Here is a 22,129-nt window from a genome sequence, read left to right on the forward strand (position 1 = left end):
TATAAAATCTACAATTGTGATTCAATAGGTAACCAACTTATTATTTTGGCAAATGTGCGACGCCAAAAATTGCTTTCTGGCTCATAATCAATGCTATGCTGTTTTTCGTTTTCAATAAAATCCCAATAAATACGGTTATTATCACCAAGACGAAGATGATAACTCATTTCACCCGTCGTTTCTTCAGAAAAAAGCAAATCTAACCTCGCTGTAATCGGTGCACACTCAAAAAGAATGCCCATCTCCGTATTCAGTGCTGCTGATCTCGGATCAAAGTTTAAAGATCCGATAAAAGCAGTTTTACGATCAACTAAAAAAGCTTTGGTGTGCAAACTTGCCCTACTTGATCGAAAGAGCCGCAATCCATAAGTGTTTCCATCCGGTTTTAACTCATAAAGTTTAACACCACTTTTTAATAATGCTTTACGATACGGTACATAACCACCATGCACCAATGCCACATCAGTAGCTGCTAAGGAATTCGTAAGAATTTTGACATCAACTCCCCTTGAAACCAAATTGCTCAAATTCTGCGTACCAACCTTACCAGGAACAAAATAAGGTGATGTAATCTGAACTGTTTCTTTGGCATCCCTAATAACCTGTGAGAGTACTTTCATGAGCCAATTGCCTGCTTTTTTGCGCAATGCTTTTTCTGGGGGATCAGAAAGCACTATAACTTTATCTGCTAAAAATAATCGCTTGCCTGTCTGAATAAAACAGTCAAAATTAATATGCTCCTTGACATAATCTAAATAAATTTTTGCAATCTTGGAATCACGAAAATTGCGTAATTTATCCTTCCAATAGCCAAGATCACTTGCACTTTTAGGAGCAACCAAAGTATGAATCGGTAAAACTACAGCACTATTCCAAAAATCATCAAAAATGGTTTCCACTTTTCTAACCGAGGGACCGATAAGCATCAGATCTAAATCTCGAAAATGTGATTCTTCACCAGCATCAAAATAAGAATCTGCAAGATTGCGTCCTCCAACAAAAGCGATCCGGCCATCCACAATAAAGGCTTTATTATGCATTCTGCGCGTGACAGTAATTGCCCGTAATATAATCTCTAAACCACGACGTAGACCACCTTTACGTGATCGTCCTGGATTAAACATTCTCACTTCAATCTGAGGATGCTTATCCAGTGCAATATAAGCTGGATCACGTGCTTGAGCATTAATATCATCTAAAAGAAGGCGCACCCGAACACCACGATCAGCCGCCTCTACTATTTCACTTAACAACAAGCGCCCTGTTAAATCATCATCCCAAATATAATACATCAGATCAAGGCTACGCCCAGCCTGTGCTGCTCCTATCGCACGAACACAAAAGGCATCCAAATTGCTAATGATAAGTGAAAGAGCATCTTTATCAACTCCTAATCCATCCGTTTCTTCTGCTAATTGACTCACTATACGGTCAAACTTGGTCTCATCTTTCTTAACAGCCAACGCATAAGAACATTCCCCCCTAGCGTTTTTAACAAAACGCCCATATGTGTAAATCGCCAATAGAGACGCAACCAAAAAAAATAGGGTAAAACCAATAGCAAGCTGTAACAGAGTCAAAGAGGATCAACTTTCCATTTTTAAGCCATCGCACCGCCATCGATACGAACACAACATTAAAATCAATAATCCTATTTTAATCACACCACAGACAGTATGCCATCTCTTGCTTAAGAGAATATAAACTTAATATAAATGATTATAGAATTTTATTTTAGTGCTAAAAAGCGTAAGCTCTCTCTTTTAGCGTAAATGTAAACTTAGCTAAAGTTGAAGAAACTAAACCAATAAAAGAGAGTTGAAAATAATTCCATCAAATAAAAGCATTTTCAAAATCATCCCTAATATTCAAGCTTGCAATAAATAATATTTCTTTTTAAAGGCAAAACCACTCTACTTTTTCAATTCATGCTTCTTATAAATAAAACTTTATCGTGGATTTTACTTCCGTTCTTGGCTTTTTAGTACTTTTAATGCCTCTGTTTTTCGATAAAGCGTAGAACGTCCGATATGCAGACGACGAGCAATTTCACTCATATGTCCTTTATAATGTTGAACTGCTTTCTCAATAATATCATGTTCCATTTCTGCAAAAGTGCGCACATGCCCATCAGCATTTAAAAATTGTATCGTTTCTTGATCATAATCTTCTTGAACATTATTCTCAATAATATTGGGAACACTTATGAGCGGATTCCCCATTAATTGGGGGAAATCCCGAACAGTTAACAATGGTCCTTCGCTCAGTAAAACCGCTCGAAAGAGAAAATTCTCAAGTTCATCACGGTTACCAGGCCAATCATATTGCACAAGCAATGAAAGAGCTGATCCAGCTAAACCATGGACATGTGATCGCCCTGTTTCCATAATAATGCGGTCAATCAAACGTTGTGTAAGCTCTGGGAAATCATCCCTCAATTCCCGCAAAGCAGGAACACTAATCGATAATTGAGAAAGCTGTTCAAATAAATTCCGCGCAAAACCATCTTCTTTAACAAGATCTGAAAGCCGCGATGTCGAAATGGCCATGATGCGAAAAGAGGGAGTATTGTTCTTTGTTGCTTTTGCCCTCTCTTGAAGATAATTTGCGAAACGCTTTTGCTGTACGGGCTCAAGCCGATCAACATCGCAAAGACAAAGTGTCCCCTTCTCAAGAGAAGAGACCAACGGCAGAAATTCTTGAAACCACTGGCGATTTTCTTCCTCTGGATCAACAATAGCTGAACATTGAAAGCGAACAAAATCCCCCTCCGATAATAAACCCTCATGATGAATAATGCGGGCTAATGTTTCACGACCAGTTCCGCTTTCACCTTCTATCAAAAGATTCTGTAAAGAAGAAGCCGCTTTTCTAGATTGTTCCAAAACTATCTGCATTGCCCTACTTTTTATACAGAGGTCAGAAAATCGCAAATGATTCTCATTTTTTCGCCGAATATAACCAACCTCACGCTCTAATGCAGAAATAAGAGAAAGAGTATCCAACGTCACTCTCAACCGTAGTGATGTCACTGGATGAATCCAATAATCAATAGCTCCAGCTGTTAAAGCTTTCTGGAGTAAAGGTTGGTTCTCTTGTTGTGCTATCACAACAATAGGAACAGAAACACCAGCGACTCTAATCATTTTAATCAAATCACCTACACTCAAATCGCTCATGGCAACATCAAGGAGTGCAAGCACAATATTTTTACGTCTGTGTAAAAGATCAATCGTACGGAGACCATTTTCTGCTTCAATAACACGGTGACCAAAACCTCGGAGCATAGCAGAAAGTTCTATACGTCTTCCATAATCTTCACTCGCAACAAGAATGGGACCAACCATAATTTAATAATCTCCTTTGAAACTACTAAACGGCTTAATGTAAAAATTGTTGTAAATCATAAAAAATATTTTGCCTCTTGCTCATCGACGAATTTTACCAAGCTGTTAATTAAATACAACATTAAGGCATTTTTTTCCATTTTTTTGCTTTTTCATTGATTCTCATCAAATTTTTTATATTGACTCAGAGAATAATTTCACAATGTTATAAAGGCTAGAAAGTAATATAATATAAATATAGAGTAAATAAATGAAACATACCTACCGTATTTTATGTCTTACAATTACTGCTTTAGTATTAGGTGCCTGTGGTCTTTCGCAATATTATAGCCCAAATACACCAACTGGCATTGATGGTAAATGGGTTGATGAAAATGGTATTATTTCTTCTTTCCGCGATGGAGTTTTTGAAACACGTGCAGCAGATACAGAAGAAAAACTATCTGAAGGCACATATAATTATGTCAGTGCCCAACATATAGAAATTGAAATACGCTCCATTCTCCGTGGAACAATCTCTCGAGTAAATTGTATGATATCACGTGATGCAACACACCTTCTCTGCACATCACATATCGGGACTCAATTTTCTCTTACGAGAAAATTTTAAATAAAAGAAAAACTATAACTGCTTTTAGAATGGTGAGTGCACGCATATCAGGAGGTGATAATCTGTTCTCTTGAGGGAAGTTTTGCTTAAACTAAGCAAAGACACTGCTACAGTCCTTTGCTGGAAAAACTTGTAGATACCATGGAATACATAAGATAACCATCTTTTCTAAGAAACATTCATAAAATGGCTGTACAGACCAGCGTCATCATTGTATTTACCTGCTCCCAATATTGCGATAGTCTTTACTTAAAGCGATTCATGAGAGGCATATTTATTCCTTTCTAAATAGTTTTGCCACATGCCAACTCCGCTTATAACGTGCACACAAGTGATTTTACTTGGATTCAATATGAGAGGAGTTATGAGGAGATAATCCTACAATATTCGGAGTTATGTTTTAAAACGAAACGTATTAGTTTATCATAACAAATCAACTTCTTACTCCAATGAAATCTTGCTTTTTTTATTGTTGAATTTATTTTACCCTAAAATAAAATTTTATTTTTATAGACTCTTCAAATTACGCAGCACCAATGCGCAAAAGATCATGAAAATGAACAATTCCCACCGGTTTCTTATCCTCAACCACGAAAAAAGCGCCAATATGATGATCATTAATAAAAGCTGTCGCAGCACCAACGAGTGTATTTGGCTCAACAATTTTAGGATTTTTCGTCATTACCTCATCAACACTAAATTTTGATAAATTAAAGTGAATGTTACGTGCAAGGTCTCCATCAGTCACAATCCCAATTAATTCACCTTTTTGATTCACAACACCAACACAACCAAAATGTTTTTCAACCAAAACATTCATCGCTTCAATCATCATTGTTCCTTGGACAACCAAAGGAATACGATCACCTTCATGCATAATGTCACGTACATATCTCAGGCTTGCACCAAGAGAACCACCGGGATGATAAATTTTAAAATCCGTTGCAGTAAAGCCACGCATTTCTAAAAGAGCAACAGCTAATGCATCTCCCATTGCCAATTGCATTACTGTTGAAGTAGTAGGAGCAAGCCCATGGGGACAAGCCTCTTCTATCTTTGGCAACAAGAGCACAATATCAGCTTGTCGCCCTAATACAGAATTCTTACCCGATGTCATGGCAATAAGAGGTGTACGAAAACGCGCAGCATGATTAATAATACCACTTAATTCTAAAGTTTCACCTGACCATGACAAAGCAAGAATAACGTCCTCAGATCCAATCATACCAAGATCACCATGATTGGCTTCTGCAGCGTGAACAAAAAAAGCAGGTGTCCCCGTCGAAGCTAAAGTTGCAGCAATTTTTGTCCCTATATGACCACTCTTCCCAAGACCAGTAATCACCACATGTCCACGAGCATTTCTGATTGTTTGGACAGCAGTTTCAAAAGATGAAGAGAGATTTCCAAGTAGAGCTGCTTCAAGAGCTTCAAGCCCTTGCTTTTCACTCGCAAGTGTTTTAAGCGCCGATGAAATGGCACCTCGTAAAGCCATATGAGAAGCTTGTATTGTCATAATCGAATTTGATAAATGAAATTAAACAAGAGATCTACATCATTTTTCAACTTTAATGGTTTCTAGTAAATTTTTTAATGAGAGAGAAACTTGGTTATACATATCAGTACGTGCTAAAGAAAATGCAACGTTGGCTTCAATAAAACCAACTTTAGAGCCACAATCAAAGGTATGACCTTCCAACTGGAAACCCAAAAAAATCCTGTTCATTTGAAAGCTGCACCATTGCATCTGTTAATTGAATTTCCTGCTCCTCGTTCTTGATTGGAAAGAATATTAAAATTTCTGGTTGCAATATATAACGTCCATTAATATACAAATTCGATGGCGCTGTTCCTTTTGTTGGTTTTTCTACTATTTTTGTGATTTTAAAACCATTTGCAATCTGCTTGCCTTTTCCAACAATACCATATTTATGCGTTTCTCTAAGATCACACTCTTGAACCGCGATAATATTCCTCCCACCGGTTTCTTCATAAAGATTGATTATCTCAGAAAGGCAACCCTTTTTAGCTTGTATAAGCATATCTGGTAACAACAAAGTAAAAGGCTCCTTTCCTACTAATTCACACGCGCACCAAAGAGCATGACCGAGCCCTAAAGGCTGCTGTTGCCGCGTAAAAGAAGTTGTACCCGGCAGAGGTTGTAAAGCGTGTAAATGTTCAAGCTCTTCTCTTTTGCCACGTTCGGCAAGAGTTATATATAGCTCAACTTGTGCATCAAAATAATTCTCAATAACTGCTTTATTGCGTCCCGTACCAAAAATAAAATGCTCAATGCCAGCTTCACGAGCCTCATCAACAACATATTGGATAATAGGCTTATCAACAACTGTTAGCATTTCTTTAAGAATTGTTTTTGTTGCAGGAAGAAAGCGTGTACCAAGACCAGTCACAGGAAATACTGCTTTCCGGATTTTACGCACTCTCACCCTCTCGCTCCTCATGAGGCATATAACTTACTGATTTCAGTTAACATATTTTTTATTAAATAGTAAAAAAGGTATCTTATTTTTTTGATTGCTAATATAATGGACAGGAAAGAGATGCAAGAGTACGATAGTTTATTGTGAGTATTCCTTCAAAATAAACAATCCGTTTCAGCCTTTCTTATTCATTTGATAATATCATCGATAACACCAAATAAAAAAGTGAAGTTCTTGCACATCAAAATACTCGAATATTGAGGGGAATTTAAAATGCAAAAAACAAAATCTAAAACTTTTTCCTCTTTTAAAAAATTGATAAATCAAAAAACTCTTATCATAGGTTTAGCCGCTTTTCTTTCTGCTTTTTTAATGTTTTTTGCATCATTTTTACAGGCAGATAGTGGTTTTAAACATTGGATTAAAGAATTTAAAAAAACAGCTCTCGCTCACAATATTTCACCTTCTACGTTTGACATGGCTTTTAAAACCGTCAAGGCAATTGATCCAGAAGTTTTAGAAAAAGCTGCCTACCAGCCAGAATTTATCGATCATCCATGGAACTATTTCGATAATCGTGTTCACGATATTGCAATTTTGGAAGGACAACACCAAGCTCAAAAATGGAAAAACTGGCTTCTTCAAATTGAAAAACGTTTTGGTGTAGACCATAATATTCTCTTAGCTATTTGGTCAATAGAAAGCAATTATGGAAAAATTTTAGCACATAAAGGTGTGATGCGTGATACCATTCGCTCACTTGCAACCCTAGCCTATGCTGATCAAAAACGTTCAAAATACGCACAGACGCAACTTATTGCTGCCATGAAAATTCTCCAACGTGGTGAAATTACACGCGCACAACTTACTGGATCTTGGGCTGGTGCAATGGGACATACGCAATTTATTCCAAGCAGTTATCTCACTTATGCCATTGACATGGATGGGGATGGACGGTGTGATATCTGGACCTCTGTTCCAGATGCTCTCGCAACTGCTGCTAATCTTCTCCACATGAATGGTTGGCAACCCAACCTCCTTTGGGGAGTAGAGATTAAATTGCCACAAGGAAAAGATCTTCCTGAAGATTGGTATTCCTTTAAAGAATGGACAAGGCTAGGTATAAAACAGGCAAATGGACAGCCTTTGCCTTCATCATCTGAACAAGCAATATTGAAATATCCAGATGGCCCAAAAGGCCCCATATTCTTAGTAACAAAAAATTTCTTTGTGCTTAAACGGTACAATAATGCAGATCGCTATGCTCTCGCTGTTGCCCTTCTCGCAAACCGTATTTCTGGACATCCTAAATTGGTTCAAGATTGGCAACGCCCCTTTCCGCCCCTTACTTTCCATGAGCGTAAAGAACTGCAATCTCGCTTAAAGGCACTTGGCTATTATAAAGGAGAAGTTGATGGCAAAATCGGTAAAGTCTCTCGAAAAGCACTTAAAGCCTTTCAGCTCCGCCATGGTTTAGAGGCAGATGGATATCCAAGCCCTGCAGTTCTTTCTGTTCTGCGCAAACAATAATCTGGAGCAAAGTGTTTGTCTTATTTCCGCTCGATACGCTTCATCTTCCTGTTTTTTTCTCTCTTCGCTGTAAGCGTTATGCAACCTTCTTCAAGCAAAGCAACGAACTTTTTTAAATGGTTGTTAGAACATAACAAACAAGAGAAAACACAACAACACCCACAAATTATAGAACAAAAGAGATATAAACCACAAAAAAAAACTGTAACACAAAAATCCGTACAAAAACTAAAAGAAGAAAATGCACAACGCATTCTCATCCTAGGAGATTTTGTAGCTTCTGCTGTTGCCGATGCACTTAAGAAGTTTTTTACCGATAAGAGCAATATCACCATCATAAATAGTACGATCCCAGATTCTGGCTTAGTCCGGACTGATCATACTTCTTGGAAAAGCAATATTTCTGAAATCATTGAGAAAAACAAACCCGATGTGATTATCATGGTAATAGGTGCAAATGATAATCAACCAATCATAACACCTCAGGGTATATTTAATACGAATGAGCCAGAATGGTTAAATAACTACAAGCAAAGAATTACCGAAATTGCTGAAATACTTCATGCTTCTGGAAAACCATGGATATGGATGGGACAACCTGCTTTTAAAAATGAAAATTTGACACAAAAAATGAAAATTTTTAATGAACTCTATAAACAAGAAATAGAAGGAGTAGGAGGATATTTTGTCGATATTTTGGACGGTTTTACTGACGGACAAGGCCAATTTTCTTTTTCAAGCTATGATGCAAATGGAAAAGTCGTTAGATTACGCACCCATGATGGTATCAATTTTACCTCTGAAGGAAAGAAAAAAATCGCCTTTTATTTAGAAAAAAAATTGGAAAATATTTTAAATACTCAGACATCTTCTGACGAGAGTTCATTTTTAATGAATGTCAATACTCTAAAACTTACACAAAAATCACATCCTCTTGAACGCCAACCCGCAATGAGCCTCGATGACATCGCACAACAAAATACCGGCTTACTCAACAAAATAGATCAAAGCTTCATTAAAAGTTCATGGGTTCCGCTCAATGGTTATCAAAAAGACCGAGCCGATAATTTTTCTTTTCCCTGATGTCTTTTCAAACACAGAGTCTTCATTATTTTTTTCATAAATTAAAAACTAATGATAAGCCTTTGTTCATAGGTCATGATAGGTTGAAAATTGCGTAAATTTTACCCGCAGAAAAGACTATAACAACGGTATAGCGCACACCATACCGTTGTCCCTTAATTACAATCCACGTTTTTTCATCATTGCTTCTGGTAAAGGCAAACGCCCCCGAAATGCTTTATAAAGCTCTTCTGGATCGCGGCTGCCTCCAGCGGAATAAATGAAACACTTTAAACGATTAGCAAGTTCTGAATTAAAAACATCACCTGTTTCTTCAAAAGCCCGAAAAGCATCGGCATCAAGTACTTCTGACCACATATACGAATAGTAACCAGCGGCATAACCATCTCCTGAAAATATATGCGTAAAATGTGGAGGACGATGCCGCATGATAATTGTGTTGGGCATTTGCAACTTTTCTAATTCTTGATGCTCAAAGAGTGTTGAATCCGTTATCGTTTCTCCCTGATGAAAAGCCATATCTACTAGAGCAGACGAGGTGAATTCAACCGCAGAAAAACCAGCATTAAATGTCTGTGACGATATCACTTTATCCATCAATGCTTGTGGCATAGGAAGCCCTGTTTTTGTATGTGTAGCATAAGTTTTTAAAACCTCTGGTACAGTTAACCAATGTTCATAAAGTTGAGAAGGAAGTTCAACAAAATCACGCGAAACCGATGTTCCCGCGACAGAAGGCCATGTTACATCAGAAAGCAAACCATGTAATGCATGGCCAAATTCGTGGAAAAGCGTATGCGCATCATCAAGTGATAAAAGAGCAACCTCCCCTTTTGGTGGCTTAGCAAAATTACAAACATTGTAGATAATGGGCTTCTGTCCACCATTCAATTTATGTTGCGATTGTAAACTACTCATCCACGCACCAGAACGTTTTGAAGGACGCGCAAAATAATCACCAATAAAATGCCCAAGTAAGCTTCCATCGGATTTTTTTACTTCCCACAAACGTGCATCAGGATGCCAAAGTGTCACAGTGCTTTTTTCTTCAAATGTAATGCCAAAGAGTTTTTTTGCTACACCAAAAGCCGCTTCAATCATGCGGTCAAGTTGAAAATAATATTTAATTTCAGATCCATCGAAAGAAAATTTTTCAGCACGAAGCTTTTCAGCGTAGTAACGCCAATCCCAAGCTTCTAAAGTTTCATTGCTTCCTTGATTGTGTGCAAAATTTTGTAATTCACTTTGTTCACTCAAAGCTTTAGATCTTGCCCGTTCCCATACAGGTGTGAGCAAATTCATAACTGTATCAACAGTTTTAGCCATAGTGTTATCAAGTTTTAAATCTGCAAAGGATTTATATCCTAGCAATTTAGCCTTTTCATCACGAAGTGCAACAATCTCTAAAATAATCGACCGATTATCATTCTCGTTACCATTTTCACCACGTTTGGACCAAGCTTGAAATGCGACTTCACGTAAATCACGGCGATGAGAAAATTTCAAAAAAGGATCAACAATTGAACGTGCCAATGTTAATGCATAGGCTCCTTCATGCCCCCTTTCGCGCGCAATTTCCTTCATTGAAGCAATAAGATTATCAGGCAAACCAGACAAATCTGTTTTTTCTAACAATAAAATCCATTCAGATTCATCTCTTAAGACATGCTGGCCAAAAGTAGCATTTAAAAAAGCAAGCTTCTCATTAATCTCTACAAGCCGTTTTTTACCATCTTCATCAAGTTTTGCACCATTACAAACGAACTTTTTCCACCACAATTCAAGTACACGTTTTGTCTCACTATCATACATATCTTGCTGCGACTGTTTATAAAGCATATCTATTTTCGCAAATATCCGTGCATCCATCATAATTTTCGAAGAATAATGAGAAAGCTTTACAACAAATTCTTGTTCTAACTGCTGAATTAACGGATTACTATGCGCACCTGAACGCAAGAAAAATATTGAACATATACGATCAAGCGCTTTGCCAGAAAGCTCAAAAGGTTGCAAAAAATTCTCAAACGTTGGTAGTTCTTGCACCATTGCAACCGTCTCGAGCTCTTCTTCTGCTTCCTGAAGAGCCTGTTCAAAGGCAGGTCTAAAATCCTCATCACTTATTAAAGAAAAATCAGGAAGTCCTGAAAATCCTCTCCAGTCCAGCACTGCTGCTTTTGTCATAATACTCTCTATCTCCATTATAAATTTAATGTATAATCATTACCTTTACGACACAAATTGATAATATACTAAAACTATTTAGTGAATTTCAAAAATGCCTTTCAAACCTCTCTCTTAAGAACAGAAATAAAGAATATCTTTATCATTAGGAGATAAACAAAAATGAGAAGCTTTATATGTCCGATTCATGAAATTGTTTATAACCTGCAATCTATCCTTGACTTTATTTCAAATATTAACAATTGGAGAAGTGCAATCGGGGAGGACTTTTTTTAAATCTTCCATAACTTTTGTTTTATCCTAATCCATAATTTGAATTTATAATTCTCCAATCCTTCGGAAGGTACTTTATTATGACTGAAATTAAAACGACCTTCGACTTCAAAAATTCTTCTCCTGAAGTTCTCGCCGAAGAATTAAAAAATCACCATTTTGCTGACTCGATTGATATCATCAATGATCTCGATATCATGGAACGTGTAGCGGTTCTTAGTCTGTTACCTCTTGATTATGCCATTGAACTGTTTGATAAACCAGAACTTGAACAACCAGCCGCTATTCTTGAACTTCTCCCTGTGAATCGTTCCGTTGAAATTCTTGATGGCATGTCTGCTGACGCTGCCGCTGATGTTTTTCAGGAAATAGATGAAAAAACCCGCAAACAGCTTTATGCATTGCTCAAGCCTTTAACACGGGCTGAACTGAAAAAACTTACGAGTTACCCTGATCATACAGCGGGTGCACTCATGACAACAGAGTTTATAGCTGTCCCTGCAAACTGGACCGTAAAAAAAACTTTGAATCACATTCGTGAAGTTGAGCGAACACGGGAAACAGTTTATACAAGCTATGTTATTGACCCCCAAACAGGCACTCTTCTTAAAGCTGTTTCACTGCGTAACCTTATCCTTGCCTCTCCTGATGATCAAATTCTAAACGTCTCTACACATGACACACCCATTACAATATCTCCCTTTACGCATCACGAAGACATTGCACGTCTTTTTCAGCGTCATGATCTTCTCTCTGTACCAGTTATCGATGACTGTAACCATGTTATTGGTATTGTGACGGTTGACGACGTACTTGATACAATGGTTGATGAAATGAGTGAAGATGCCTATAAATTTGGAGGCATGGAAGCTCTCGATAAACCCTATATGCAAATCAACTTTCTAGGGATGATGAAAAAACGTGGTGGTTGGCTTGCTTTACTTTTCCTTGGCGAAATGTTGACAGCAAGCGCTATGCAATATTTCGAAACAGAGCTTGAAAAAGTCATCACTCTCACACTCTTTATTCCTCTTATCATGAGCTCGGGAGGAAACTCCGGCTCACAAGCAACATCCCTCATTATTCGTGCACTGGCATTACGTGAACTCACACTCAAGGACTGGTGGAAAATTATCCTCCGTGAAATCCCAGCAGGGATATCTCTTGGCCTTTTACTCGGGGTTATTGGAATGATGCGTATTGCTATTTGGCAAGAACTCGGTATTTACAATTATGGTGAACATTGGATTTTCATTGCCATAACAGTAGGCACAGCTTTAGTTGGAATTGTTACATTTGGTTCATTGTCTGGTTCCATGCTTCCTTTTATTCTGAAACGTCTGGGATTTGATCCAGCAAGTGCTTCAGCTCCCCTTGTCGCAACTTTAGTGGATGTCATGGGAATTGTTATCTACTTTTCTGTAGCTTCCCTTATCTTGTCTGGTACTCTACTTTAACATGGGAAGAAAAAAACACATCTCATGCATCTAAAATCTTTTTTATGTAAACAACTGTTGAACAGCACATTAATTTCCTAAAAACATAAAGCAGCATCACACACTTTAAAGAAAGTCCTGTGATATTGTCATAGTGCATTCTTTTAGAAGCTCTTAATTATGAATAAATAAAGGCTGTTCAATGACAAGTCAAAAAAGAAATAAATATCAACAAACACCATCACTCTATTTACCAGATTCCAGTATTACAATTGCTCATGCATTCAGAGTGGTTCTTGATGAAGTATATCCGTCTTTTCTCAAACGAATTTTATTCACGCACCAATCTCTCTTATAACCTGCAAAGAAGTGATTTCTTTTGCTTCATAACAAAAGGGGTATCAATGGGGAACTATTCTCTGTATTTAGAACTCTAACTTCAATAGTGAAAATGATAACTTTATGATTATAAATCAATACCTTGAAACACTTGATTCATTAAATTTTGATGTTAATTTACAGGCAATCGTTAGGAGAGAAATTTTGTTATAAACAAGCAAATTACATTCTTTGTTTTTTCTAGTACAGACCTCATATGAAATACTCCCACATTCAAAAAAATGGGAATTTTTCTCAAGCCAACAGAATATCAAAAACCTTTTATACAAAAACGCAGATCATAGAAAAGGTCGCCAAAATCAAGAATAATGCTTCAAAAAATGTAACGGACACAATAATCGTGAAATCCTTTATTTCTAAGAAACAGTAATCGATTTAATTATTTTCTCCCCCCTTCCAAAATTATAAAAAAACATGTAAAAGGTTTTGTAATAGTTAAGGTAAGGAACGCAAAAGCGTTGCTTCAAATGAAATTTCATTAAACGAAAAGAAGAAAATTTATGCAATTGCGCAATATCGCCATCATTGCCCACGTTGACCATGGCAAAACAACACTCGTCGACGAGCTTCTCAAACAATCAGGGAACTTTCGCGATAACCAACGTACCAGTGAGCGTATGATGGATTCAAACGACATTGAAAAAGAACGCGGAATTACAATTCTAGCAAAAGTAACGTCCGTGGTTTGGAAAGATACCCGAATTAACATTGTTGATACACCGGGTCACGCTGACTTTGGTGGAGAAGTTGAACGTATTTTGAACATGGTTGACGGAGCAATTGTGCTTGTTGATGCCGCTGAAGGCCCAATGCCGCAAACAAAATTTGTTGTTGGAAAAGCATTGAAAGTGGGTTTACGTCCCATTGTTGCTATTAATAAAATTGACCGTACTGATGCACGCGCTGATGAAGTTATCAATGAGGTTTTTGACCTTTTTGCTGCTCTTGATGCAACCGATGAACAACTTGATTTTCCTATTCTTTATGGATCAGGACGTGACGGATGGATGGCTGAAACCCCTGAAGGGCCAAAAGATCAAGGACTGAGCCCTTTGTTCGATCTTGTAACCCGCCATGTCCCTTCTCCTAGTGTAGCAGAGGGACCATTTCGTATGATCGGAACGATTCTTGAAGCAGATCCATTTCTTGGGCGGATTATTACAGGGCGTATTCATTCGGGTTCTATAAAATCCAATCAAACTATCAAGGTTCTTGGACAGGATGGAAAGCTTTTAGAAACTGGGCGTATTTCGAAAATTTTGGCATTTCGTGGGTTGGAGCGGCAACCTATTGAAGAAAGTGTTGCTGGTGATATTGTAGCAATCGCAGGTCTACAAAAAGGCACCGTTGCTGATACTTTCTGTGATCCCACGGTCAATGAACCTCTCACCGCTCAACCAATTGATCCTCCCACTGTTACTATGAGCTTTCTTGTCAATGATAGCCCCCTTGCAGGAACGGAAGGTGATAAAGTAACAAGCCGTGTCATCCGTGATCGTTTGTTCAAAGAAGCAGAAGGCAATGTAGCTCTTAAAATTGAGGAATCGGCTGATAAGGATTCTTTCTATGTTTCAGGACGAGGAGAATTGCAACTTGCAGTCCTCATTGAAAATATGCGCCGTGAAGGATTTGAACTGAGTGTTTCACGTCCACGGGTTGTTATGCAAAAAGACGAAAACGGCACAACTCTTGAGCCAATCGAAGAGGTTGTTATCGATGTAGACGAAGAATATTCTGGAACCGTTGTGCAAAAAATGTCTGAACGTAAAGGTGAAATGATTGAATTGCGCCCTTCTGGAGGAAATCGTGTCCGTCTTGTTTTTTATGCGCCAACACGAGGACTCATTGGCTACCAATCCGAGCTTTTAACTGATACACGTGGTACAGCCATTATGAATCGTCTTTTTCATGCTTATGAACCTTATAAAGGGGACATTAATGGCCGTGTCAATGGCGTGATGATTTCAAATGATAACGGGGAATCTGTTGCTTATGCTCTTTTTAATCTTGAAGACCGTGGACCTATGATAATTGATGCCGGTGTTAAAGTCTATCAAGGTATGATTATTGGCATCCACTCACGTGATAACGACTTAGAAGTCAATGTTTTAAAAGGAAAGAAGTTAACCAACATGCGCGCTTCTGGAAAAGATGAAGCCGTAAAATTAACCCCTCCCCTTAAAATGACATTAGAACGGGCTCTAGCGTGGATACAAGATGATGAGCTGGTAGAAGTCACCCCTAAAAATATTCGTTTACGCAAATTGTATCTGGATCCCAATGAACGCAAACGTTTTGAAAAAACACGCGCCACCATCTCAAACTAATTTTGTGACTGCCTCAGTTAAATATGTCATTATATTCGCTTAATCATATTCCGGAAAGGATATTTACATGAATATTAAGGAAATCCGCGTTGGCAAAAATCCACCAGAAGATATCAATGTCATTGTAGAAGTCTCTCTTGGCGGACAACCAATAAAATATGAGATGGACAAAAAATCAGAAGCGTTATTTGTTGATCGTTTTCTTCATACATCAATGGTGTATCCAGGAAATTATGGCTTTGTCCCCCATACACTTTCAGATGATGGTGATCCTATTGATGTTCTTATCTGTAACACCCGTCCACTTATTCCAGGTTGTGTTATTAATGTTTGCCCCATCGGTGCTCTGATTATGGAAGATGACGGTGGTAAAGATGAAAAAATTATTGCTATCCCTACTCCAAAATTAACAAAACGTTATATCAATATTCATAACTATACAGATCTTCCCGAAATCACACTAAAGCAAATTGAACATTTCTTTGAGCATTATAAAGATCTTGAACCTGGGAAATGGGCTAAAATTGAAGGTTGGCGTGATAAAGATTTCGCATGTGAATTGATTAAGCAAGCTATTGAGCGTAATAAAGAAATATAACTTTTCCAAAGAATAAAGCCTATTTTTTTAGATAGGCTTTTATTTTGAAGTCTTATCTTCTAAAGATTGCCATATCTGCTTTAATTCTTCCAAGTGTGTTGAAAAATAAAGCTGCTTGTAACGGGATGCGGCGCCACATTTCAGAGAAATACAAGAAGATGGAATTTTCCATTGCTTTGCTAAAAATTTAATGAGAGTCCTATTTGCCTTTCCATCTTCAGGTATAGCACGAAGGCGTATAGCCAAATACTGCTTTCCATCATCTCTGCACTCAACCCCCATTATTCGATCAACACAAGCCTTTGGAGTGAGATGGACAAATAAAATCAAGCCACGCGTGTCATCTTGATAAAACATCTTCATTCATCTCATCTCGTCTTTCTATAGATACATGCCTGCATAAGCGTGCCACATGAAAGTACGAAGAAAATAAATAATTATAAACACTACAATAGGTGAAATATCAATTGTTCCAAGATTTGGCAAAAACTGCCGGATACGACTTAAAACTGGCTCCGTAAGCTGATGCAGAAATTTCCCTATCAAAACAACAAAACGATTGCGTGCATTTATGATATTAAATACATAAAGCCAAGAAAAAATGACACTTGCAATTAAAACATCTATATAAATATTGAAAATGAGATCAATCACTCGAAGCAATGCATAAACCATGCTTTATTATTCCTCTTTCAATCAAAGAAACAGAAAAGCGTAAGAGCTATCATTAAAATAAATCTGTTTATCAAATAATAGTTTTATACCCCAGCGTTCTTTTTTCTATGAATAGAAAACCAAACATCCCTATTCATCATCTCTATATTATAATGATGATGAACCTTATAAACAAATATGAAAAACAAGGAATAGCTTATCAAAATAAAAGCAACAGCGAATAATCTGAAAACTTTCAAAAAAGACCCTCAACATTCTTTACACAATAATTACGTCTTTAACCGTAAGCATGTTATAAAAAACGTTTAAACTAAAAACGGCCTTTAAAGGCCGCCTTTATTGTATTTTCAAAATTATTTCTGCAAAGTAGTCAAACGGTTAAGGGCATTGCTAAAACCATTGAGCTGAACGAACAAATCATTCAAAGGTGGCTCACCTGGAGCAGCAATTGTCATAGCTAACTTCAAATGCTTTCCAGAACGTAAAGCCGCCACGTGATTTTTATCAAACACTATAGGAACAACGCAACCTGCTGGTACACAAGTCCGAATACCGGTTTCGATAGCAGCTTTTCCTTCATCAACTTGTAAACGAACAGGCTTAGAAACCAAAATGCCAAAAGGAACCGTTAAATTACCAGATACCACACCATCAGCATTGAGAATAACATTCATAGCTACAACAACACGCCCCTGATCATTTACCTCTTGACGGTGCATGAAACAAACTTTCTTTCCCTCTTGTATACCACAATTAATAGTCCACAAGCCATAGGTTTCAGCCAAAGAAGAAGCACCATTTGGCAATGTAGCCGCTGCATTTTTTGTTTCAGCAGCTTTTGGACCTGATGCAAATGCTACAGAAGAAATACTCAAAAGAGTAAAGGCTATAAGTAAATTAAATAACTTTTTCATTTTATATTCCAGTTCTTTACATAAAAGAGAAACACGCTTATTATCTTTAAATAATACACATAACATAAAGCATTCTTAATAAAAAAGAGCTTTCCATAATTATATAGCCTTTATAATCGTTTAAGGCTACCTCGAAATTCGTTGACGACTTTCCTATAAACATGCTTTTTAAACGAAATAACAATCGAAGGAAGGGTTTCCAAATCAACCCATTTCCACTGGTCAAATTCCGCTTTATTACCATCTGGTGGGGGATTAGTTGCGATTTCAGAGAGATCCCCTGTAAATTGAAAAGCGAACCATTTTTGCATTTGTCCACGATATTTATTGTTTAATGTGCACCCAACAAGTTCTTGTGGAAAATCATAATGAAACCAATCCTTTGCTTCCTTAATCAACTCTACCGAGAGGATACCTGTTTCTTCGTAAAGTTCACGACGTGCAGCATTTAATGGCTCTTCATCCCCATCTATCCCTCCTTGAGGAAGTTGCCAACGGTGAGACATCTCAGTATCGGCATGAGCGCACGTTATTAAACGACGCCCTACCCAAACTTTACTTGCATGATTAAAGACAACAATTCCAACGCCTTTCCGATAAGGAAGGGTTTTTAAATTAATCTCTGTATCATTCATTCAATTATCCCCAGCATAAGCTGCACATATTTTTTCTTACTTTAAAATATCTTTATGAGGATCTGGTGGAAATGCTGCATGTGCCATCTCACCCCGTAACAACTTATAAGCCTCATGCAATTGCACATCATCCTTAGGGTCCTGCGGAACAAAAGCGGCTGATCCGGAACCTTTATTGTTTTCCCGCTTCCCTTTAATATGTCCTTTTAATGTAGATTCACCAATCTTTACATCATAGCCTTTATATTTTTCAGGGAGTGGTTGCTCTACAATAATATCAGGTGTGATCCCAGTTCCTTGAATTGAAGTGCCAGACGGCGTGTAATAAAGTGCTGTTGTTAAACGTAAAGCACCATTTTCACCTAAGGGGATAATCGTTTGAACAGATCCCTTACCAAAAGATTGCGTCCCTAAAATTGTAGCACGGCGATGATCTTGTAAAGCACCTGCAACAATTTCAGAAGCACTTGCCGAACCACCATTAATGAGCACAATAAGAGGTTTTCCATTGATGATATCCCCTGGCTTAGCATCAAATCTCGTTACATCACTCTTCTTACGCCCACGGGTCGATACAATCTCACCTTTATCAAGAAAGGCACTCGAAACACTTACAGCTTGGTCTAAAAGACCACCAGGATTAAGCCGTAAATCCAGAACATATCCCTTCAACTTATCTTGAGGAATTTTCGACTGAACATCTTTAATCGCAGCCTGCAGATTGCCAAAAGTCTGCTCAGAAAACTGAATAATTCTTACATAGCCAATATCATCCTCAACGCGATATTTCACCGCCTTTACTTTGATGATATCACGAACAACCTTAATTTCGAGTGTCTTATCAACACCAGAACGAATGATTGTCAACATAATTGGTGTTCCAGGAGCACCCCGCATCTTACTAACAGCTTCATTCAATGTTAGACCATTCGTCTGTACGCCATCAATTTTTGAAATGAGATCCCCTGCCAAAATACCTGCTTTTGAAGCAGGTGTATCGTCCATTGGAGAAACAACTTTAATTAAGTTCTTTTCCATGGTTACTTCAATACCAAGACCTCCGAATTCTCCCTTTGTAGAATCGCGCATCTCCTTGGCTTCTTGCGCATTCATATAAGAAGAATGGGGATCAAGTGATGTCAGCATCCCATTGATAGCATTTTCAATAAGTTTTTTATCATCTGGAACCGTCACATATTGCATACGTACGCGTTCAAAGATATCGCCAAATATGGCTAGATCTTTGTACACATCACCTTCATTATTGGCAGCAACAGACTGCACCATAATCATTGAACAGGCGCCGAGAAATACCCCAGCGACCAAAAGAATAACTTTACGAATCATTTTGGTTCCTTCTTGTTTTTTCAGTACGCCACCAAGGAGTTGGATTTACAGGCTTCCCCTGTTTTCTAAACTCAATGTAAAGCATTGGAGCAGTTTTGCCTATATCCAATGCAACACTGTTCGCAATAAATTGCATTCCCATTGTTCCAAGAGGTTCACCTGCAAGAACAAACTGCCCTTGAGTAACATTGATTCTCGACATTCCAATAAGAACGATATGATAACCATTTCCAACATTGAGAATAATTAATTGTCCATAAGAACGAAATGCTCCAGCAAAAGCAACAAAAGCATCAGCAGGTGATATAACAATAGCGGATGCTTCTGTTTCAATCATTTCACCAAAGCGTGTCAACTGCGAATTATTATGAACATGTTGCACTCTTTTTCCCAAAACAGGTAAAAGCAAAGAGCCTTTTCGGCTTTCAAAATTGGACTGCTCCAATAATTGTAAATTTTTCTTTACCTGTATTGATGTATCAGAATTAAGTTTTGATTGACGATCAAGCTCTAAAATCAATTCCTCCAAAGATTTCGCTTTTTTAGCAAGAATAATGTTTTGTTGTTTCTGCTCTGTAAGTTCTTTTTCTGATTTTTTTTGTAACTGTGCTTTTTTATCTAATAAAAGCTCTAAACGCTTTCGCTGTTCTGCTTGATTTTGCATATTCGTTTTTAACGCTGTGTATTCTGTAGCAATTGAATTGGTCAAATTGGTCAACGCCTTCAGAGTTTCTGTTAAAGCCTGTGTTTTTTCTTGCATTTGAGATACAACACCCCCTAATAAAACAGAACTTCGTATAGAAGCTGACACATCCTCGGGCCGCAGCAGAAGAGCAGGAGGTGGATTTAATCCCATACGTTCTAAAATAGCAAGAGCTTCGGCAAATTCAGCACGCCTATTTTTCAAATTTTTATGAACTTGTACCCGCTGTTCTATCATTTTTTTTAGCTTTTCTTCCCTTTCAGCAATATCATTTGCTGCTGCACGTTCTGCTTTAGCAGCTTTTATGAGTGCATCGCTTAATGCATGCTGATCTTTCTTTAAACGCTCAACTTGACGCGTAAGAAAAAGAACACGCTCACGCGAGAGTGAAATATTTTGGTGAGTTTCTATCAATGCTTTATGTGCTGCTTCTACATTATTTATTGTATCTTCAGCATGCGATACAGAAAAGCATCCCCCCATAATGCTCAAAAATAGCACAACAAATACCACGCATTCCTCATATAAATGTCGCATCTTTCTATGAAGAAGCTTCTTCATTTGTCCAATCATTCAGCATCATCGCATAAACTAACGATGCTTTAAATGATGTCCGCTAAAACAATATTAATAAATATATCAATAGGTGCTAAAAATTGCACAAAAATATTAATAACGATGATACGGATGATTGCTTGCAATTGTTACAGCACGATAAAGCTGTTCTGTAAGAAGTATGCGCGCAATTTGATGCGGCCACGTCATCAAACCAAAAGACAAAAGAAAATCAGCACGTTTCCTTATCTGATCATTATGCCCATCAGGACCTCCTAAAGCAATGATAAGATCACGGACACCTTCATCACGATAAAAACCCAATTTTTCAGCAAAAGCAGATGATGAAATCGACTTTCCACGTTCATCCAATACGATTAATTGACACTTCTCAGGCAAAAAGTCAATAAGCTTTTTTCCCTCTTCTTCCATACGCTGACATGCTGTCTGAGCACGACTTTCTGATATCTCCTGTATTTTTTTTAAATGAAATCCTACACTTCCAGAACTTTTAGAAAAACGATCCAAATAATGGTGAACCAATTTGTGTTCTGCTCCCTTCTTCATGCGACCAACAGCAAAAATAGAAATTTGCATATTAATGATCTCCAAAGAGAACCGACTTTGTATTGTTTAAATCTGGAACAAGCCACATTTTTTCTAAATTGTAAAAGAGACGAATTTCTGGACGAAAAAGATGGACGATAACATCACCTGTATCAATCAATACCCAATCACCTCCCACAAGCCCTTCTACCTTTGCAAGACCGTACCCACTGTCTTTCCAAGTGCGTAATAAATGGTCAGCAACAGCAGTTACATGACGTTGTGAGTGTACTGAAGCTATTACCATGTAATCAGCCAAAGATGACTTACCTTGAATATCAATAGAGAGGATATCTTCTGCCTTCATATCCTCTAAACTCTTGAGAATAATTTCAAGACCATCACTGGCAGAAAAGATTTTTTTTTCTGTTGCAGAGGCAATACCGTAAGTGTGTTTTTGTGCGACGTTTTCCAGACTAATATCCTTTCTTATCATTTGAAATATAGAAAAAAGAGAAGCAGAATC

Annotated in this window: 20 protein-coding genes; 6 read left to right on the forward strand and 14 right to left on the reverse strand. The window is 37.6% G+C overall.

What is annotated here, in order from left to right; all coding sequences use genetic code 11:
* Nucleotides 1-8: 8 nt before the first annotated feature.
* Entirely contained in the window at nucleotides 9-1,580 is a 1,572-nt protein-coding gene (locus J7R12_RS00505; protein ID WP_126602413.1) for a phospholipase D family protein, read from the reverse strand.
* Nucleotides 1,581-1,961: 381 nt separating this feature from the next.
* Complete coding sequence (locus tag J7R12_RS00510; RefSeq protein WP_126602411.1) at nucleotides 1,962-3,347, reverse strand: sigma-54-dependent transcriptional regulator; 1,386 nt, start codon at nucleotides 3,345-3,347, stop codon at nucleotides 1,962-1,964.
* Between the two features lie 250 nt (nucleotides 3,348-3,597).
* Here J7R12_RS00510 and J7R12_RS00515 point away from each other — a divergent pair, with 250 nt between their 5' ends.
* Nucleotides 3,598-3,957: a hypothetical protein gene (locus J7R12_RS00515; protein ID WP_126602410.1), complete on the forward strand. Its 360-nt coding sequence runs from the start codon at nucleotides 3,598-3,600 to the stop codon at nucleotides 3,955-3,957.
* 523 nt (nucleotides 3,958-4,480) lie between these two features.
* Here J7R12_RS00515 and J7R12_RS00520 read toward each other — a convergent pair.
* The 3 genes from J7R12_RS00520 to J7R12_RS00525 are packed head-to-tail and all read right to left on the reverse strand — an operon-like array spanning nucleotide 4,481 to nucleotide 6,398.
* On the reverse strand, nucleotides 4,481-5,473 hold the full coding sequence (locus tag J7R12_RS00520) for a KpsF/GutQ family sugar-phosphate isomerase (protein ID WP_126602408.1): 993 nt from the start codon (nucleotides 5,471-5,473) through the stop codon (nucleotides 4,481-4,483).
* 39 nt (nucleotides 5,474-5,512) lie between these two features.
* Entirely contained in the window at nucleotides 5,513-5,656 is a 144-nt protein-coding gene (locus J7R12_RS09165) for a hypothetical protein (protein WP_370866373.1), read from the reverse strand.
* Nucleotides 5,637-6,398: a UTP--glucose-1-phosphate uridylyltransferase gene (locus tag J7R12_RS00525; protein ID WP_370866374.1), complete on the reverse strand. Its 762-nt coding sequence runs from the start codon at nucleotides 6,396-6,398 to the stop codon at nucleotides 5,637-5,639. The genes J7R12_RS09165 and J7R12_RS00525 overlap by 20 nt, the downstream gene beginning before the upstream one ends.
* Nucleotides 6,399-6,671: 273 nt before the next feature.
* Between J7R12_RS00525 and J7R12_RS00530 the strand changes: the two genes are divergently transcribed.
* The gene (locus J7R12_RS00530; RefSeq protein WP_126602406.1) at nucleotides 6,672-7,928 is read left to right on the forward strand and encodes a lytic murein transglycosylase; all 1,257 of its coding nucleotides are present in this window, start codon (nucleotides 6,672-6,674) and stop codon (nucleotides 7,926-7,928) included.
* A 15-nt stretch (nucleotides 7,929-7,943) separates the two neighbouring features.
* Nucleotides 7,944-9,011 carry an SGNH/GDSL hydrolase family protein gene (locus tag J7R12_RS00535; RefSeq protein WP_126602404.1) on the forward strand — a complete coding sequence of 356 codons (1,068 nt, stop codon included), beginning with the start codon at nucleotides 7,944-7,946 and terminating at the stop codon, nucleotides 9,009-9,011.
* A gap of 159 nt (nucleotides 9,012-9,170) precedes the next feature.
* Here the strand turns inward: J7R12_RS00535 and J7R12_RS00540 are convergent, their stop codons facing one another.
* Nucleotides 9,171-11,195, reverse strand: a complete 2,025-nt coding sequence (locus J7R12_RS00540) for a M3 family metallopeptidase (protein WP_126602402.1) — start codon at nucleotides 11,193-11,195, stop codon at nucleotides 9,171-9,173.
* A 353-nt stretch (nucleotides 11,196-11,548) separates the two neighbouring features.
* On the opposite strand from J7R12_RS00540, the gene mgtE reads away from it, so the two are divergent.
* The 3 genes from mgtE (at nucleotide 11,549) to ppa (ending at nucleotide 16,228) form a co-directional block, all read left to right on the forward strand.
* Nucleotides 11,549-12,925: a magnesium transporter gene (gene mgtE, locus J7R12_RS00545; RefSeq protein ID WP_126602400.1), complete on the forward strand. Its 1,377-nt coding sequence runs from the start codon at nucleotides 11,549-11,551 to the stop codon at nucleotides 12,923-12,925.
* A gap of 878 nt (nucleotides 12,926-13,803) precedes the next feature.
* Nucleotides 13,804-15,630, forward strand: coding sequence for a translational GTPase TypA (gene typA, locus J7R12_RS00550; protein ID WP_126602398.1), 1,827 nt, complete (start codon nucleotides 13,804-13,806; stop codon nucleotides 15,628-15,630).
* A 67-nt stretch (nucleotides 15,631-15,697) separates the two neighbouring features.
* On the forward strand, nucleotides 15,698-16,228 hold the full coding sequence (gene ppa / locus J7R12_RS00555; RefSeq protein ID WP_126602396.1) for an inorganic diphosphatase: 531 nt from the start codon (nucleotides 15,698-15,700) through the stop codon (nucleotides 16,226-16,228).
* A 39-nt stretch (nucleotides 16,229-16,267) separates the two neighbouring features.
* Here ppa and J7R12_RS00560 read toward each other — a convergent pair whose 3' ends face one another.
* The 8 genes from J7R12_RS00560 to rsfS all read right to left on the reverse strand — a co-directional run bounded on the left by J7R12_RS00560 (nucleotide 16,268) and on the right by rsfS (nucleotide 22,099).
* The gene (locus J7R12_RS00560; RefSeq protein ID WP_126604008.1) at nucleotides 16,268-16,585 is read right to left on the reverse strand and encodes a DUF167 domain-containing protein; all 318 of its coding nucleotides are present in this window, start codon (nucleotides 16,583-16,585) and stop codon (nucleotides 16,268-16,270) included.
* 24 nt (nucleotides 16,586-16,609) lie between these two features.
* On the reverse strand, nucleotides 16,610-16,903 hold the full coding sequence (locus tag J7R12_RS00565) for a YggT family protein (RefSeq protein WP_126602394.1): 294 nt from the start codon (nucleotides 16,901-16,903) through the stop codon (nucleotides 16,610-16,612).
* A 353-nt stretch (nucleotides 16,904-17,256) separates the two neighbouring features.
* Nucleotides 17,257-17,817 carry an invasion associated locus B family protein gene (locus J7R12_RS00570; RefSeq protein WP_126602392.1) on the reverse strand — a complete coding sequence of 187 codons (561 nt, stop codon included), beginning with the start codon at nucleotides 17,815-17,817 and terminating at the stop codon, nucleotides 17,257-17,259.
* 110 nt (nucleotides 17,818-17,927) lie between these two features.
* The gene (locus J7R12_RS00575) at nucleotides 17,928-18,452 is read right to left on the reverse strand and encodes an RNA pyrophosphohydrolase (protein WP_126602391.1); all 525 of its coding nucleotides are present in this window, start codon (nucleotides 18,450-18,452) and stop codon (nucleotides 17,928-17,930) included.
* A 36-nt stretch (nucleotides 18,453-18,488) separates the two neighbouring features.
* Entirely contained in the window at nucleotides 18,489-19,799 is a 1,311-nt protein-coding gene (locus J7R12_RS00580; RefSeq protein WP_126602389.1) for a S41 family peptidase, read from the reverse strand.
* Entirely contained in the window at nucleotides 19,789-21,075 is a 1,287-nt protein-coding gene (locus J7R12_RS00585) for a murein hydrolase activator EnvC family protein (RefSeq protein WP_126602387.1), read from the reverse strand. Before J7R12_RS00585 ends, J7R12_RS00580 begins: the two co-directional genes overlap by 11 nt.
* 96 nt (nucleotides 21,076-21,171) lie before the next feature.
* On the reverse strand, nucleotides 21,172-21,654 hold the full coding sequence (gene rlmH, locus J7R12_RS00590; protein ID WP_126602385.1) for a 23S rRNA (pseudouridine(1915)-N(3))-methyltransferase RlmH: 483 nt from the start codon (nucleotides 21,652-21,654) through the stop codon (nucleotides 21,172-21,174).
* Between the two features lies 1 nt (nucleotide 21,655).
* A complete protein-coding gene (gene rsfS, locus J7R12_RS00595) occupies nucleotides 21,656-22,099 on the reverse strand; it encodes a ribosome silencing factor (protein WP_126602383.1) in 444 nt (147 codons plus the stop codon).
* Nucleotides 22,100-22,129 lie beyond the last annotated feature (30 nt).

The organism is Bartonella vinsonii subsp. vinsonii (genome assembly GCF_902825235.1).
In the GTDB taxonomy this organism is placed as follows: Bacteria; Pseudomonadota; Alphaproteobacteria; order Rhizobiales; family Rhizobiaceae; genus Bartonella; species Bartonella vinsonii.